Source organism: Selenomonas sp. CM52 (genome assembly GCF_000292955.1).
Lineage (GTDB): Bacteria > Bacillota > Negativicutes > Selenomonadales > Selenomonadaceae > Selenomonas.
In genome coordinates, this window is sequence record NZ_ALNM01000033.1 from 93,731 (window position 1) to 110,041 (window position 16,311).

Below are 16,311 nucleotides of genomic sequence, written 5' to 3' on the forward strand. Positions count from 1 at the left end.
AGACGGGTGGTTGCATTTATCCGTGCTTCCTTTACAAGATCGGAGGTTTCACATGGCTGCATTCGACTTTGAGAAATTGAGAGATCCGTGCTACTTCGCAGAGAACCGTCTGCCTGCGCACAGCGACCACGTATTCTATCGCGACGAAGCGGAGCTTGCGCGCGGCGTGTCCTCATTTTACCGCACGCTCGACGGCATTTGGCATTTCGCCTATGCGCGGAACACCGAGCACATCCCGCAGGGATTCGAGGCGGCGGATTATGACTGCCGCGATTGGGAGACGATCCGTGTGCCGGCGCATATCCAGATGGAGGGGCACGGAGCGCCGCATTACACGAATACGACGTACCCGTGGGACGGGCATGAGAGCATCGTGCCGGGCGAGATTCCCGTGCGCGATAATCCCGTCGGCTGCTATGTGAAGTATTTTGCCGTGCCCGAGGATTGGGAGCGCGTCTATATCTCCTTTGGCGGCGTGGATGCGGCGCTCGCACTCTTCCTCAACGGTCATTTCGTCGGTTACAGTGAAGACAGCTGCACGCCTGCAGACTTCGACCTGACGCCGTATCTCGTGACGGGGGAGAACAAGCTGGCGGCGATGGTATTCCGCTATACGAGTGCGAGCTGGCTCGAGGATCAGGACTTCTGGCGATTCTCGGGAATTTATCGCGACGTCCTGCTCTACACGAAACCGCAGCATCACATTGAGGATGTTGCCGTTCGTGCCGTGCCGCTTGAGCGGGATGGCTATACGCACGGAAAGCTTGATGTGCGTCTTGCGTTCAACGATGCGTCAGAAAAGCATGTCGAGATCCTGCTCTGCGATTCGGAAGGAGATTGTGTAGAGGGGGAAGAGGCGGTCGTCACGGCAACGACCCATGCGTGCTCGATGGAGGCTGCCTGCGTGCTTCTTTGGAGCGCGGAACACCCATGGCTCTACCATCTTATGATCCGCGTGCATGATGCGGCGGGTGCTTTGCAGGAGATCGTGCGCGTGCGCGTCGGTTTCCGTGAGTTCTGCATCCGGGACGGAGTCATGCAGATCAACGGCGAGCGCATCGTGTTCAAGGGAGTCAATCGTCACGAGTTTGACTCTGACCATGGGAGGGCGATGGATCCTGAGCTCTTCGAGCAGGATCTCATCGCGCTGAAGCGTGCGAACGTCAATGCGATTCGTACGTCGCACTATCCGAACAGCAGTCGTCTCTACGAGCTGGCAGATATTTATGGCTTTTATGTGATCGATGAGACGAACCTTGAGACGCACGGCTCATGGATGAAGAACGGGGCGTGTGCGAAGGACGCGCATACCGTTCCCGGCGACCGCGAGGAGTGGCTGCCCGCCGTGCTCGACCGCGCGCAGTCGATGTACGAGCGCGACAAGAATCATCCGTGCATCCTCATCTGGTCGTGCGGCAACGAGTCCTGCGGCGGCCGCATCATCTATGAGATGAGCGAGTACTTCCGCCGCGTCGATCCCACGCGCCTCGTGCACTACGAGGGGATTTTCTGGGATCGCAGCTATCCGGCGACGAGCGATATGGAGAGCCAGATGTATACGAAGGCGGCGGACATCGAGGCGTTTCTCAAGGAGCACCGAGACAAGCCGTTCATTTGCTGCGAGTATACACATGCGATGGGCAACAGCTGCGGCGGCATGCACAAGTATACGGAGCTGACGGAACGCGAGCCTCTGTATCAGGGCGGATTCATCTGGGATTTCGGCGATCAGGCGATCCGTAGGCGCGGGCGTTATGGCGAGGATGTATTCCTCTACGGCGGCGACTTCGGCGATCGTCCGTCGGACTACAACTTCAGCGGCAACGGCATCTTCTTTGCCGATCGTCGTCCGACGGCAAAGCTGCAGGAGGTGAAGTACAACTATCAGAATTTCACGCTCCGTCCTTCATGGGAAGGTGTGGAGATCGAGAATAAGAGCCTCTTTTCGGATGCGGGCGACTATGATTTGTGGCTCTCGCTCCTCCTTGAGGGGCGCGAGATCTGGCAGGCGTATGCAGGGGAGCATGATGTGCCGCCAGGAGAAACACGCTTCATCAAGAATAGGCTGCCTTACGCAGGCGAAGGCGAGTATGTGCTGACGGCATCGCTCCTTGTCAAAGAGGAGGAAATATGGGCGCCTGCAGGCCATGAGATCGCCTTCGGGCAAGCGGTCGTCGTGCCGCCTGAGGATGCAGGAACGCGCCTTTTGGATGTCCTTGGCTTTGGCGTCGCCGCTCCTGCTTATATGCCGCTGGAAGCGTCGGGCAGCCTGCGCGTGGTGCAGGGAGATATCAACCTCGGCGTGCAGGGGAAAGGATTTTCCCTCATGTTCTCAAGCGCGCAGGGCAATCTCGTCTCTTATCGCCATGGCGGACGTGAGCTGATCGAGGAGCTGCCGCAGCCGAGCTTCTGGCGTGCGCCGATCGACAATGACTACGGCAGCGGACGCATGGCGGACACGGCGCAGTGGAAGCTCGCGAGCCTCTACCGCCGCTGCACGCGCATCGAGTACAGTGTGGACGGCGAAGATTTCGAGACGGTGAGCGGTTTCTTCGGCAGACGCGATGAACGGCGCGCCAAGCGCGTCACCGTGCGCTTTACTTATGCGTTTGCCACGGAGCCCGCTGCCGCGTGTATGGTCGTCTATACAGTGGAGGCGAGCGGGGAAGTTGGCGTCACGATGGAGTATGAGACGGCGGGGATGCCCGAGATGCCCGACTTTGCCATGATCTTTACGCTAGATGCGGACTATGACCGCATTCGCTTCTATGGCTATGGGCCGAAGGAAAACTACATTGACCGCTGCTGCGGCGCACGTCTCGGCGTCTACGAGAGCACGACGGCGGACGAGGTCGAGCCGTATCTGCGTCCGCAGGAGACGGGCAATCACTGCGGCGTGCGCTGGATCGAGGTCACGGATCATGGCGGTCACGGAATCCGTCTTGCGGCAGATGTGCCGTTTGAGGCATCGGCGCTCCCGTACAGTCCGCACGAACTGGAGAATGCGCGCCATGCGTACGATTTGCCGCGTCCGCAGCATACATATCTGCGTGCGTCGGCGGGCATGTGCGGCGTGGGCGGCGACGACAGCTGGGGCGCCCCCGTGCTTACGGAGTATACCTATCCGGATGGGAAGAGAAGGCTCTCGTTCACGATAAAGGGGATTTGATGGCGGGGGCATCCGTCTTTTGCTGAACCTATGGAATCACTGATAAATTCAGCCACCCATCTTCACGCATCTGCACTGTCCTCTCGTCGTCGACAAATCCTCAACGTAGCACCGCTACGCCTGCGGTTTGTCTCCTTGCTGAGCCGTCCAAAAGCCAAGTCCGAAGGACGCAGGCGATTGGGCAACGGCTCGTATGCGAAAACGTCCCAAGAATGCAAGCGCGAAGTGCGCCGCATGATTGGTTGACGTTGACCGCCATAGAACCAGCGCATCTGCGCAAATCTGGGCGACTTCATTTTATCAGCGTTTCCCTATGAAAATCTCACAAAAACGCTTGCGTTTCTTTGCGAAAGAGGATAAAATAGGAAGCGGGAAAAGAAAACGTTTACTTTCATACGAGCCAAAATATAGACGGACAAATGAAGATACATGGAGGAGGAGCCAATGGCAATCTTGGATGAGATGAAAAAAGTATTTCGTGAGAAATTCGGTGCGGCTGAAACGCATGCGTATTTCTCACCGGGACGTGTGAATCTCATCGGCGAGCATACGGACTACAACGGCGGGCACGTCTTTCCGTGTGCGATCTCGCTCGGCACGTATGCGCTCGCTGCGCCGCGTGCGGACGATGTGTCGCGCCTCTACTCGATGAATGCAGAGGAGCAGGGCGTGGTGGAGTTCCCCATGCGCGGCGCGGTAAAGAGCGCGGCCTATGGCTGGGCCAACTATCCCATCGGCGTCGTGCGCATGATGGAGGATGCGGGACATCCTGCAGCGCACGGTTTCGACATCCTCGTCTATGGGACGCTGCCCAACGGCGCGGGGCTTTCTTCTTCCGCTTCCATCGAGGTCTTGATGGGGGTCATTCTGAACGATGAGCTTGGACTCGGCATCGACATGGTGGAGATTGTAAAGCTCGCGCAAAAGGCGGAGAATGAATTCGTTGGCATGAACTGCGGCATCATGGATCAGTTTGCCGTCGGCATGGGCAAGAAGGACTGCGCGATCCTGCTCGACTGCAATACACTTGAGTACCGCTACAGCAAGCTCGACCTCAAGGGCTGCAGCATCGTCATCACAAACACGAACAAGGCGCACAGCCTCGTTTCTTCTGCGTACAACGAGCGGCGCATGCAGAGCGAGGCGGCGCTGAAAGCTCTGCAGAAGGTCAAGGCGATCAAAACGCTCGGCGAGCTGACGAATGCAGAGTTCGATGAGAATGCCGCCGTCATCGAGGATGAGGTCGAGCGCAGACGCGCACGCCACGCGGTTTACGAGAACCGCCGCACACTGGAGGCAGTGGAGGCGCTTGAGCAGAATGATGTGAAGCGGTTTGGCGCACTGATGAACGATTCCCACGTTTCCCTGCGCGACGATTACGAGGTGACGGGGCCCGAGCTGGATGCGCTCGCGGAACTCGCGTGGCAGCAGGAGGGAGTGCTCGGCTCGCGCATGACGGGAGGCGGCTTTGCGGGCTGCACGGTCAGCATCGTGCGCGACGAGGCAATTCCTGCATTTGAGAAGAATGTTGCAGAGGCATATACGGCGAAGATTGGCTATGCGCCGAGCTTCTATGTGGCGAATATTGCGGACGGCGCACACCGTCTGTAAGAGCGGAGCGAAAGGAGAACTCTCATGGCGATATTGGTATGCGGAGGCGCGGGCTACATTGGCTCTCATGCCGTGCACGCGCTCATCGAAAAGGGCGAGCAGGTTGTCATTGTCGACAATTTGCAGACGGGGCATCGCGGCGCACTGAACCCGAAGGCGAAGTTTTACGAGGGCGACATTCGCGACGCTTCGGTTCTCGACAAGATTTTTACTGAAAACAAGGTCGAGGCGGTCATCCACTTTGCGGCGAATTCTCTCGTCGGCGAGAGCATGGAAAAGCCACTGCTCTACTTCAACAACAATGTCTACGGGATGCAGGTGCTCCTTGAGGCGATGGTGCGCCATGGCGTCGACAAGATCGTATTCTCCTCGACGGCAGCGGTCTACGGCGAGCCGAAGCGCGTGCCGATCCACGAGGACGATGAAACATGCCCGACGAACACATATGGCGAGACGAAGCTCACGATGGAGAAGATGATGAAGTGGGTGAGCCGCGCCAACGGCGTGCGCTATGTGTCTCTGCGCTACTTCAATGCGGCGGGGGCTTTGCCGGACGGCTCGATCGGCGAGGATCACGCGACGGAGACGCATCTCATTCCGCTCATCCTGCAAGTACCGACGGGGCGGCGCGACCATATCACGGTGTTCGGAGACGACTATCCGACGCCGGATGGAACGTGCCTGCGCGACTACATCCACGTTGTCGATCTCGCGGACGCCCATGTGCTTGCGCTCGAATACCTGCGAAAGGGCGGTGCGAGCGACATCTTCAACCTCGGCAACGGACAGGGCTTCTCGGTCAAGGAGATGATTGCGGCAGCGGAAAAGGCGACGGGACGCTCCATCAAGGTGGAAATCGGCGCACGGCGCGCAGGCGACCCGGCGCAGCTCATCGCGTCCAGCGAGAAGGCGCGCTCCGTGCTCGGCTGGAAACCGCAGTTCACGGATGTGGAGCAGGTCATCGGCACGGCGTGGCGCTGGCATGAACATCATCCGCATGGCTATGAGGACTAGGTGCAGGAGGGGTTATCATGTGTGATATGCAGCATGAAATATGCCGCCTCCTGCACTTTGCCCGTCAGAAGGGGCTGATTGCGCCGGAGGATGAAGTCTATGCCGCGAATCGTTTGCTCGACGTGCTCGGTGTGGAAGAATATGTTCCGGAGCAGGTGGATGAAACACTGGAGACGGCGACGCCCATCTTGGAGCGCATGCTCGACTATGCGGCGGGGAAGGGGCTGATCGAGGGCACGACGGATGAGCGCGATCTCTTTGATACGCGCATCATGGACTGCGTGATGCCGCGTCCGTCCGAGGTCGTGCGTCAGTTTCGCGCCCTTTATGCAACATCGCCGCGTGAGGCGACGGATTACTATTATGACCTGAGCATCGCCTCGAACTACATCCGCAAGGCGCGCATCGACAAGAACATTGCATGGCAGGCGGCGACGGAGTACGGCGCTCTCGATGTGACGATCAATCTCTCGAAGCCGGAGAAGGATCCGCGCGACATCGCAAAGGCAAAACTCGCGCGGTCTTCCGCCTATCCGAAATGTCTGCTCTGCCGCGAGAACGAGGGCTACGCGGGGCGCGTGAATCACCCTGCGCGCGAGACGCATCGCCTCATTCCGCTCGATCTTGCGGGGCGTTCGTGGTTTTTGCAGTATTCGCCCTACACCTACTACAACGAACACTGCATTGTGCTGAACAACGAGCATGTGCCGATGGCGATCTCGCGCGAAACGTTTGAAAATCTTGCAGCGTTTCTTGAGATTTTTCCGCATTATTTCGCGGGCTCGAATGCTGATCTGCCGATCGTCGGCGGCTCGATCCTCTCGCACGACCACTATCAGGGCGGGCGCTATACGTTTGCCATGGAACGCGCGGCGGTGGAGCAGGAATACCGCTTTGCGAACTATCCGAATATCCGCGCGGGGCGCGTGAAATGGCCGATGTCGACCCTGCGCCTCACGTCATCCGACAAGGGAGCGCTCATCGACCTTGCAACGAAGATTCTCGCCGCGTGGCGCACATACAGCGACGCTTCGGTGGAGATTCTGGCGGAGACGGATGCGCCGCACAACACGATCACGCCGATTGCGCGGCGGCGCGGCAAGGATTTTGAGTTCGATCTCGTCTTCCGCAACAATCGCACGACGGAGGAGCATCCGCTCGGGTTGTTCCATCCGCATGCCGATGTGCACCACATCAAGAAGGAGAACATCGGCCTGATCGAGGTGCTGGGGCTGGCAATCTTGCCCGCGCGGCTTAAATCAGAGATGGAACAGGTGCGCACGGAACTCTTGAAGGGAACGGAGGACATCTCCGGCATCGCGGACATTGAAAAGCACGCGGACTGGTATCGCTCGGTACGCGCGTCGCATCCCGCAGTGACGGAGGCGGATGCAGATGAAATCCTGCGCGATGAGATCGGCGCCGTGTTTTTACGGGTGCTCACGCACGCGGGCGTTTTCAAGCGCGATGCGGCGGGGATGGCGGCGTTCGATCGCTGGATCGACAGGATAAAGGACGTTTGAAATCGGGAGTATGAGGGAGCAGAGGAGAATGAGATGAAGGCGACGATCATCGATGTGGCAAAGGAATCCGGCGTTTCGGTGGCGACGGTCTCGCGCGTGGTGAACGGAAATTATCCCGTGCGTGAAAAGACACGGCTCAAGGTGGAGGATGCCATCAAGAAACTGGAGTATGTGCCGAATTTGCAGGCACGTGAGCTGAACATGCAGCGCTCATCGAGCATCGGCGTCGTCGTACCGAGCTTTGACAATATGTTCTTTGTCGAGGTGCTCGACGGAATCGAGGAGCATCTGCGGCAGAGCTCGTACTCCCTGCTCCTCGCGTGTGCACAGAACGATGCGGCGCGTGAGGAAGAGTGCGTGCGGGATTTCATCACACGCAATGTTTCGGGCGTCATCGTTGTCAGTCCGAATACGGAGATGGTTGTGTCGGACTTCTACGAGAATACGGCGGCGCGCCTGCCTCTGGTCTTTGTCAACAGTGCGCGGGAGGTTGCGGGTATATCATACGTGACGAGCGATCAGAGCAGCGGGGCGCGGGCGGCGCTTGAGCATCTCTTTCACTACGGGCACGAGCGCATCCTCTTCGTGCAGGGGGAAAACAGCGATTCTTACCGCATCAAGGAGAAGGTCTACCGTTCCGTCATGCAAGAGCGCGGGACATTCCATGAAGCGGATATTGTCAATATCGGCGAGGGAAATCGCATCGAGACTGTCGAGAACACGATGTTCATCCTGATGGACATGATGCTGGGGTTTGCGCCGACGGCAATCTTCTGCTGCAACGATCTCATGGCGATGGGGGCGCTGAATGCCTGTCAGCGCATGGGGCGGCGCGTGCCGCAGGATATCTCGTTGATCGGCTATGACAATACGGCACTCAGCCGATATACTGCGCCCAACCTTACGACCGTCGACCAGCACATGGGCGATCTCGGGCGGGAGGCGGCGCGCCTCATGCTGGCAAAGATCGAGGATGGCGTGACGGAGAACGTCGTGCTTGCCAATACTGTGGTTGAGCGCGGGACGACAGGGTTTCGCGTGGAAGAAAGTTGAAATGCGGGGGACTTGCATGAAAAAGGCTGCAAGTGAAGGGGGAAATTGCATGAACATCGTTTATCATGAGCAGGGCAGGGTTTTTCATCTCTTCAACGATTCCGTGAGTTACATCTTCATGGTGCTGCCCCATGGCGGGCTGGGTTCGCTCTACTACGGCAAGGCGCTCCGCGACCGTGAGGGTTTCGAGCACATCTTCGAGCGCGTGCACCGCGGCATGACGGCATGTGTCTTTGCGGATACGCGCAGCTACTCGCTGGACGCGATCCGTCAGGAATTGCCGACGTACGGCTCGTCGGATTTCCGCCGCCCTGCGCTGAACGTTCTGCAGGAGAACGGCAGCCGTATCCTCGATCTGCAGTATGCAGGCTATCGTGTCATGGACGGCAAGCCGAAACTTGCCGGGCTGCCCGCGACGTATGCGGAGGCGGAGACGGAGGCAAAGACGCTCATCGTCGAGGTGAAGGATGAATTGACGGGACTGCGTGCCGAGCTTCTCTATACCATATTTGCCGAGGGTGGTGCCATCGCACGCAGTGTGCGTTACATCAACGAGGGCAAGGAAGTGCTGCATCTGCAGAAGGTCATGAGCATGTCGATTGACTTGCCCGATACGCAGTACGATTGGATGGAGCTGACGGGGGCATGGTCGCGCGAACGTCATATAGAGATTCGTCCGCTCACAACGGGCATCACGGCGATTGGCAGCCGCCGCGGGCATTCCTCGGGACAGTACAATCCATTTGCAGCTCTCCTGCGCCGTGGGACGACGGAAACATGCGGCGAGGCGCTGGCGATGAGCCTCGTCTATAGCGGGAATTTCGAGATGCTTGCCGAGGTCGATAACCACGGCGTAACACGTCTGCAGGCGGGCATCCACAGCACGGATTTTGACTGGAAACTTGTGCCGGGCGCAGAGTTCCAGACGCCCGAGGCGGTTCTCGTCTGGACGGATGCGGGACTCAACGGCATGAGTCAGACGTATCACCGTCTCTATCAGAAGCGGTTGGCGCGCGGGCCGTGGCGCGACAAGGTGCGCCCGATTCTCATCAACAACTGGGAAGCGACGTATTTTGACTTTACGGAGGAGAAGCTGCTCAAGATAGCGGACAAGGCGGCGGAGTGCGGCATCGAGCTCTTCGTTCTCGACGACGGCTGGTTCGGTGCGCGCACATCCGACTATGCGGGACTGGGCGATTGGACGGTCAACCGCGATCGTTTGCCGAACGGCATCGACGGACTTGCGGAGAAGATTGAGGCGCGCGGCATGAAGTTCGGTATCTGGGTTGAGCTTGAGATGGTCAACGAGGACTCCGACCTCTATCGTGCGCATCCCGATTGGGTGCTTTCCGTGCCCGGGCGGCGCAAGTCGCTCGGACGCTCGCAGTGCGTGCTCGACTTCTCGCGCAAAGAGGTGGTCGACAATATCTATGAGCAGATGGAGGCGATTCTTGCGAGCGGCAAGGTCTCCTATGTGAAGTGGGACATGAACCGCAGCATCACGGAATGCTGGTCGCACACGCTGCCCGCAGATCAGCAGGGCGAGGTGTTCCATCGCTATATCCTCGGCCTTTACGAGCTCTACGAACGCCTGACCGCGAAGTTCCCGCATGTGCTCTTCGAGTCCTGCGCTTCGGGCGGCGGCCGCTTTGACCCCGGTATGCTTTACTATGCGCCGCAGGCGTGGACGAGCGACAATTCGGATGCCGTCGAGCGCCAGAAGATCCAGTACGGCACATCCATGTGCTATCCTGTGAGCAGCATGGGAAGCCATGTCTCCGTCGTGCCGAACCATCAGATGAATCGCATGACGCCGCTGCACACGCGTGCGAATACCGCATACTTCGGGACGTTCGGCTATGAGCTCGATTTGAACAAACTGACGGAAGAGGAGATTGCAGAGGTCAAAGAACAGGTTTCCTTTATGAAGGAGTATCGGGAAATCTTCCAGTACGGGACGTTCTATCGCCTGCAAAGCCCCTTTGAAAATAATGTTATGGCGTGGATGAGCGTGAGTGCGGATCGGAAGACGGCGATTGTCGGCTGGTATCGCACGCTGAACCGCGTGAATTATCGCTTCGAGCGCGTGAAGCTTGCGGGACTCCTGTCGGATGTCCTCTATGAGAATCGTCGCAGCGGTGAGCGCTGCTACGGCGATGAGCTGATGAACTACGGGCTTATTACGACGGACGGCACGGCGGGCGAACCGATTGCGGAGAACGGGTTGTCGGTGGATTTTGAGTCGCGCATTTATGTGCTGAAGGCTGTTGAATAGATTTGTATTGCCGGAAGGCAGCGAGGGAAACCGGACTGCACCCCAAAATACGGACAAAAATCCCTCCTGCTGTAGAAAAACTATAACAGGAGGGATTCTCTATGCTCGGGACATAATATACAAAGTTGGTGTCCAAGATCGTGTCGGCGAGCGGCTGTGCGAGGTTCATTCTGTTATCGCTTTGCACCGTATCTTGGAAGCACCGCGCAGCCGTTATTACGACGGGGAGCATACGCCGTGGTTTCTGTCAGCAGTTTCCCTTGTGCACGAATCGCAGATGCTTCCCCGCGATTGCAGCGAGCCGCTCGATCGTCTCGATGGGCGTCGCGGGAGTATTCTCATGCCAGCGCGGGAAGTAGCGGCTGATGTGAAGCGGCAGGTCGGGATGCAGCGAGGCGAGCCAGCGCGCCTCTTCTTCCATATCGCCTGCGCTGTCGTTCTGACCGGGGATGATGAGCGTCGTGACTTCGACGTGGCAGCTCTTTACCGCGCGGGCGATCGTATGTTTGACCGCAGCGAGGTCGCCGCCGAGACGGCGGTAGAAGTCCGGCTGCCAGCCCTTGAGGTCGATGTTCATGGCGTCGACGTGGGGCAGGAGCTTTTCCAAGGGCGCAGGCGCGATCGTGCCGTTTGTCACGAGGACGACGAAGAGGCCGGCCTCGTGCAGTAGTGGCGCGGCATCCATGATGAACTCATAGCTTAGAAGCGGCTCGTTGTAGGTGAAAGCGACGCCGATATTGCCGTGCGGGCGGCGGCTGAGGTCATGGGCGAGTGCGGCAAGCTCTGCGGGCGTGACGTCCTGCGTCTCGCTTTGCCCGTCCGCCATGGAGATTGTGTAATTCTGGCAGAAGGGACAGCGGAGGTTGCAGCCGAAGCTGCCGACGGAGAGGATGAAGCTTCCCGGGTGGAAGTGATAGAGCGGCTTCTTCTCGATGGGATCGAGGGCGACGGAGGTCAGCCTGCCGTAGTTCCGGCAGCGGATCGTGCCGCCTTCATTCATGCGGGCGCGGCAGAAGCCCGTTTCGCCCTCGGCGAGGCGGCAGTGGTGCGGACAGAGGGAGCAGACGATGCGTTCGTCTGCTCCCTCTGTCTTTGCGGTGCGGCTATCCGCGCTCAATGGTGGCGCTCCACTTCGAAGCGCCAGATGCGCACATCGTCGTCGATGGCGATGCCGCCCTTCTTGCGCGCGATCTTGATCTGGTCCTCGACCGTGTCGACGCCTTCGAGGTCGGGCAGGAGAAGCCCCTTGCGGCCTCGCGCCTCGACGATGACGCCGTAGCGCTTCGGGTCAAGGTCCTTCGCGGCATCGTGGATCAGCTCAGGCTCTGTTAGCACGTCGACGCTGTAGACGATGTCGGGCAGTTCGTCTTCTTTGAGCGGCGAGAAGCGCGGATCGTGAAGGGCGGCGGAGACGGCGTTGTAGAGGATTTCTTCGGCGATGTCCTTCTGCGTGGGCTGGAAGGTGCCGATGCAGCCCCTGAGCTCGCCGTCCTTCTTGAGCGATACGAAGACGCCCGCACGCGCCTGCATTTCCTCGGGCAGATCGTCGGGAATTGCCGCGTACTGTCCCGTCACGACGAATTTCTCCACGCTCTCTCGCGCGAGTTTCACATAGGCGTCTTCCGCCGCCTTGATGTCGTCGAGGGCGCGTCTTTGGGCAATCTCATAGCGCATGCCGAAGTTGCGTTTCAAGTCCTCGCGCTTGACGACGAAGGAAAGAAGCCCGTAGCCGACGCCAAAAGGCCCTTGGTAAGAAAGCTTCTTGATCTTCAGCGCCTGGCAGTCGAGCGCTCCCGCCATGATCCAGAAGGAGCGCAGGCCGCACTCCGCCGCCTTCTTGGCGAGTGCGGGATCCATCTGCAGAAGCTTCAGGAATGTGCCTTCTTCGAGGTACTTCATGCACGCCTTGTCGAAACGTGGTCCCTCGGCGGCGAAGCCGTAAGGCCCGTCGGGCGTGAGCTTGTGCGAGAGGTCGCCGCTCGCGATGAAGACGGTCTTTCGGTCAAGCTCCCCGGCGGTGCGTGCGATGCACATGCCGAAGCGGTAGTGATCGAGCGGCGTCAGCCCCGAAAGGCCGACGCGCACGAGACGGAAGTTTTCCGTGTGCGGCTGCAGGAAACGCAGCGGGATCATCGTGCCGTGATCGAGCGCCGCATTGCGTCCGCCCAAAGGCCCCGCATCGAGTCCGGCTTCGCTTGCGACGGTCGCGAGCGTCTTGGCGAACGCCGTGTCGTACTCAGCGCGAACTTCGACCTCGGGTGCGCCGAACTGCGCGAAGCTTCCTGCGCCTTCGTCGCCCGGCGAGATATGGAAATAGTCGGCGTACATGACGGCGTGCGGACTCGCGACGACGACCGTATCCGGCTCGAAGGAAGCCGCCTCCTTCATCGCCCGTTCATAAGCGTTTATCGTCAGCTGAATCTTGCGTTCCTCTCCCTTGCCGATTTCCGGCAGAATGATCGGCGGATGCGGCACAGCATAAGCAGCTAGAATTGCCATGGGTAAGACCTCCTCGAAGTGCGGTGTTCATTAAAAGATGTATTCGATATGACAAGGGAAAAGCCCTTCATGGGAAGGAATTTTTCGAGGAGAAGATTTTTGGGGCGTGGCGTGGAACGGCTGCGGCATAAATTAGCGCAAAACTTTCCTTACTAGTATGGATGGTGCTGTTTTTTAGAAATGAGCAAATCTGTCCGAAAACAAGAAAGCGCAGTGCATCTTGATGTTGCGCTTTTTGCATGTGTTTGATTGTATACTTTGAGAAGGATATAATGAGGGTATAGATTATAGGAATCGCTGCTCCGGCTCTAGGTGTCGTGTCACAGCGCTTGCCGAGGCGACGGAAGGATAAAGCTGACGGCGTTCGCCCGCCTATGGACGCATCGAAAATAATTTCCACGATATTCCTGTTTCCGTAAGACAAAGTGACAGAAAAGTTGTATAATGTATACAAGAGATAGACGGTTCGGACAAAAGGAAAGGGCGGGATTGCAATGCGCAAGGAACATGATTTTCTCGGCGAACTTGAGGTGCCGGATGAGGCGTATTACGGTGTGCAGACGCTGCGTGCCATAGAGAATTTCAGCATCACGGGCAGTCGGCTCGACGTTGACTTCATTCAGGCGCTCGCCAAGGTGAAGAAGGCGGCAGCACAGGCGAACATGGAGACGGGAAGGCTCGACAAGCGCATCGGCAACGCGCTCGTCGAGGCGGCGGAGGAGATCATCGACGGCAAATTTATCGACCAGTTCCCCGTCGACCCGATTCAGGGCGGCGCGGGTACGTCGGTCAACATGAACATGAACGAGGTCTTGTCGAATCGCGCGCTTGAAATCATCGGCGAGCCGAAGGGCAGCTATGACATCATCTCGCCGAACAATCATGCCAATATGGCGCAGTCGACGAACGACGCTTTTCCGACGGCGATCAAGGTCTGTCTGACGCACAAGGGACACAAGCTGACGGTGGCGCTCGACTATCTGGCGACGGAGCTGGAAAAGAAGGCGGAGGAGTACAAGGACATCCTGAAGATGGCGCGCACGCACCTGCAGGATGCCGTGCCGATCACTCTGGGGCAGGAAATGGGCTCCTATGCGTCCGCCGTGCGCCGCAGCATCAAGCGCGTCGGCTGGTCGATGGACAGCGTCCGCCTCATCAATATGGGCGGCACGGCAGTCGGCACGGGACTCAATGCCGAGCCTGCCTACATCAAGGCGGTCGCGCGCAAGCTGCGCGAGATTACGGGTGAGAATTTCGAGACGTCGACGAACATCATCGACGCGACGAACAATACGGACGGCTTCGTCGACGTGTCGTCCGCGCTCAAGAACACCGCGCTCGTGCTCATCAAGATGGCGAACGACTTCCGTCTCATGGCGTCGGGACCGCGCTGCGGGCTCAACGAGCTGAACTTGCCGAAGCGCCAGCCCGGCTCCTCCATCATGCCAGGCAAGGTAAATCCCGTCATCGCCGAGGTACTCGACCAGGCATGCTACCAGGTCATCGGCAACGATCTCGCCGTATCGTTCGGCGTCGAGAACGGGCAGTTCGAGCTGAATGTCATGGAGCCGATCATGGCGTACAACCTTTTCAACTCGATGAACTACCTGACAAATGCCGTGCGCACCTTCGTCGACAAGCTGCTCATCGGCCTTGAACCGAATCGCGAGCAGTGTCAGCAGTGGGTCGATCGAAGCGTGGGCGTCGTCACGGCGCTCCTGCCGCATATCGGCTACGAGCAGTCGGCGATTCTTGCGAAGGAAGCCTATACGACAGGCAGGCCGATTCGCGAGGTCATCTTGGAGAAGCAGCTCTTGACGAAAGAGCAGCTCGACCACATCATGTCGCCCGAGCAGATGACGCATCCGGGCATTACGCACGAGTGAGGGAATATAGGGAAAGGCCGTGGGTTTATGCCGTCGCCTGAAAGTGTCGATAATATGAGAGATGTACAGTAAAGGAGGCGTTTGCATGAAACGGATTTTTCTGGCCGTCGTTTTTGCCTTGTTCGCTCAAGTTTTATGGATGCCGCAGACCTTTGCCCAAGATATTTGGGCAACCTCCTATGATGGCAAGGACATCTACGTCGTGACGGAAACCCTGGAGAAAGAGCGGATTCCGACAGGCAATGCCACCAGCTATCGCGGGATGGTGAAGTTCGTGCACGGCGATGAGCTGCTGAACACGGCGCAATACTTGTACAAAGCGAGCGAAGGCGGTGTGTTTCTGTCGATCGACGGCGGCGCCTTTTTCCGACTCGGCGGAGATTTTGACGGCGTTCCAGAGAGATATGCACACTACATGGCGGTCTATGATACCATGTGGAAGACGCTGAGGAACAACAGAAACTGAAAATCGTATCCCCTTTGTTTGCCTACAAGGTGCAGTCTAGAAACAAAGGGGATATTTTTTGAATTGCAATATTGCATGAGATGCGTCATTGACGTATAATAAAGATATGAAGAATGAAGTGATTCCTCAAGTGCTCGTTGAAACGATGCCATATCAACGAGCAGTTGAAAAAATATGGGATATAGAAACTCAGATGGAGTTCAAGATATATATCGGACTGAATCCATACAGTGGTAATCTGATTCCCGGAACGGGCGGCATACGGAAGATTCACTGGCAGGGCTCTGGAAGAGGAAAACGCGGTGGTGTCCGTGTGATCTACTATGTCTATAATGAGAGTCAGCCGATTTATCTGTTGTATGCCTATCCGAAAAATGTCCAGGTTGATTTAACCGAAGACGAGAAAAGAGTATTGCGGGATATTGTAGAAGAGATGAAAGCGGTTTTTCACAGGAAGGAGGAGCAGCATGGAGCCGATGATGTCAGATGCGGCAAGTGAAATTCTTGAAGGCTTGCAGGAGGCGCTGCTGGATGCGCAAGGCAGTATCGTGGAAGGCTTGAAAAAAAGCGTCGTATATCGCATAGAACCTCAGGTGGTGAGAAAGCGTCTGGCGATGTCACAACAAGAGTTCTCGCGAGCCTTCGGGATTCCTTTGGCAACCTTGCAGAATTGGGAGCAGGGACGCAGGCAGCTCGATGCTACGGCGGTGTCGTATTTGAGAACGATTGCGCGATTTCCAAAAGAAGCCATGGCGGCTCAGATGTGAGCCGCCATGGCTTCTTTTTTACTATGAAAGTCCAAGAAGTCAAGCCCG

General features: G+C 57.9%; 13 protein-coding genes. 10 read left to right on the forward strand and 3 right to left on the reverse strand.

The annotated features are described in order from the left end of the window. The first annotated feature begins 52 nt into the window (after window positions 1-52). The 6 genes from HMPREF1153_RS09060 (at window position 53) to HMPREF1153_RS09085 (ending at window position 10,645) form a co-directional block, all read left to right on the forward strand. Entirely contained in the window at window positions 53-3,169 is a 3,117-nt protein-coding gene (locus tag HMPREF1153_RS09060; RefSeq protein ID WP_009646613.1) for a glycoside hydrolase family 2 TIM barrel-domain containing protein, read from the forward strand. Between the two features lie 444 nt (window positions 3,170-3,613). Then, window positions 3,614-4,780 (forward strand): galactokinase, encoded by a 1,167-nt coding sequence (locus tag HMPREF1153_RS09065; RefSeq protein WP_009646617.1) that lies wholly within the window; start codon window positions 3,614-3,616, stop codon window positions 4,778-4,780. Window positions 4,781-4,804: 24 nt separating this feature from the next. Next, the gene (gene galE / locus HMPREF1153_RS09070; RefSeq protein WP_006190744.1) at window positions 4,805-5,794 is read left to right on the forward strand and encodes a UDP-glucose 4-epimerase GalE; all 990 of its coding nucleotides are present in this window, start codon (window positions 4,805-4,807) and stop codon (window positions 5,792-5,794) included. 17 nt (window positions 5,795-5,811) lie between these two features. Further along, a complete protein-coding gene (locus tag HMPREF1153_RS09075) occupies window positions 5,812-7,317 on the forward strand; it encodes a UDP-glucose--hexose-1-phosphate uridylyltransferase (RefSeq protein WP_009646579.1) in 1,506 nt (501 codons plus the stop codon). Window positions 7,318-7,350: 33 nt separating this feature from the next. Next, window positions 7,351-8,370, forward strand: a complete 1,020-nt coding sequence (locus HMPREF1153_RS09080) for a LacI family DNA-binding transcriptional regulator (RefSeq protein ID WP_009646651.1) — start codon at window positions 7,351-7,353, stop codon at window positions 8,368-8,370. Between the two features lie 49 nt (window positions 8,371-8,419). Beyond that, window positions 8,420-10,645, forward strand: a complete 2,226-nt coding sequence (locus HMPREF1153_RS09085) for an alpha-galactosidase (RefSeq protein WP_009646586.1) — start codon at window positions 8,420-8,422, stop codon at window positions 10,643-10,645. Between the two features lie 247 nt (window positions 10,646-10,892). Here the strand turns inward: HMPREF1153_RS09085 and amrS are convergent, their stop codons facing one another. The 3 genes from amrS to HMPREF1153_RS12780 form a co-directional block, all read right to left on the reverse strand. After that, window positions 10,893-11,762: an AmmeMemoRadiSam system radical SAM enzyme gene (amrS, locus tag HMPREF1153_RS09090; protein WP_009646619.1), complete on the reverse strand. Its 870-nt coding sequence runs from the start codon at window positions 11,760-11,762 to the stop codon at window positions 10,893-10,895. Continuing rightward, window positions 11,759-13,144, reverse strand: a complete 1,386-nt coding sequence (amrA, locus tag HMPREF1153_RS09095) for an AmmeMemoRadiSam system protein A (protein WP_009646574.1) — start codon at window positions 13,142-13,144, stop codon at window positions 11,759-11,761. The genes amrS and amrA overlap by 4 nt, the downstream gene beginning before the upstream one ends. A 67-nt stretch (window positions 13,145-13,211) precedes the next feature. After that, window positions 13,212-13,544 (reverse strand): hypothetical protein, encoded by a 333-nt coding sequence (locus HMPREF1153_RS12780; RefSeq protein WP_232208266.1) that lies wholly within the window; start codon window positions 13,542-13,544, stop codon window positions 13,212-13,214. 94 nt (window positions 13,545-13,638) lie between these two features. Between HMPREF1153_RS12780 and HMPREF1153_RS09100 the strand changes: the two genes are divergently transcribed. The 4 genes from HMPREF1153_RS09100 (at window position 13,639) to HMPREF1153_RS09115 (ending at window position 16,263) form a co-directional block, all read left to right on the forward strand. After that, complete coding sequence (locus tag HMPREF1153_RS09100; protein WP_009646659.1) at window positions 13,639-15,030, forward strand: aspartate ammonia-lyase; 1,392 nt, start codon at window positions 13,639-13,641, stop codon at window positions 15,028-15,030. Between the two features lie 85 nt (window positions 15,031-15,115). After that, on the forward strand, window positions 15,116-15,496 hold the full coding sequence (locus HMPREF1153_RS09105; RefSeq protein ID WP_009646578.1) for a hypothetical protein: 381 nt from the start codon (window positions 15,116-15,118) through the stop codon (window positions 15,494-15,496). Window positions 15,497-15,602: 106 nt separating this feature from the next. Next, on the forward strand, window positions 15,603-15,995 hold the full coding sequence (locus HMPREF1153_RS09110) for a type II toxin-antitoxin system RelE/ParE family toxin (protein WP_071530773.1): 393 nt from the start codon (window positions 15,603-15,605) through the stop codon (window positions 15,993-15,995). Continuing rightward, the gene (locus HMPREF1153_RS09115) at window positions 15,964-16,263 is read left to right on the forward strand and encodes a helix-turn-helix domain-containing protein (RefSeq protein ID WP_009646603.1); all 300 of its coding nucleotides are present in this window, start codon (window positions 15,964-15,966) and stop codon (window positions 16,261-16,263) included. The genes HMPREF1153_RS09110 and HMPREF1153_RS09115 overlap by 32 nt, the downstream gene beginning before the upstream one ends. Window positions 16,264-16,311: the final 48 nt, after the last annotated feature.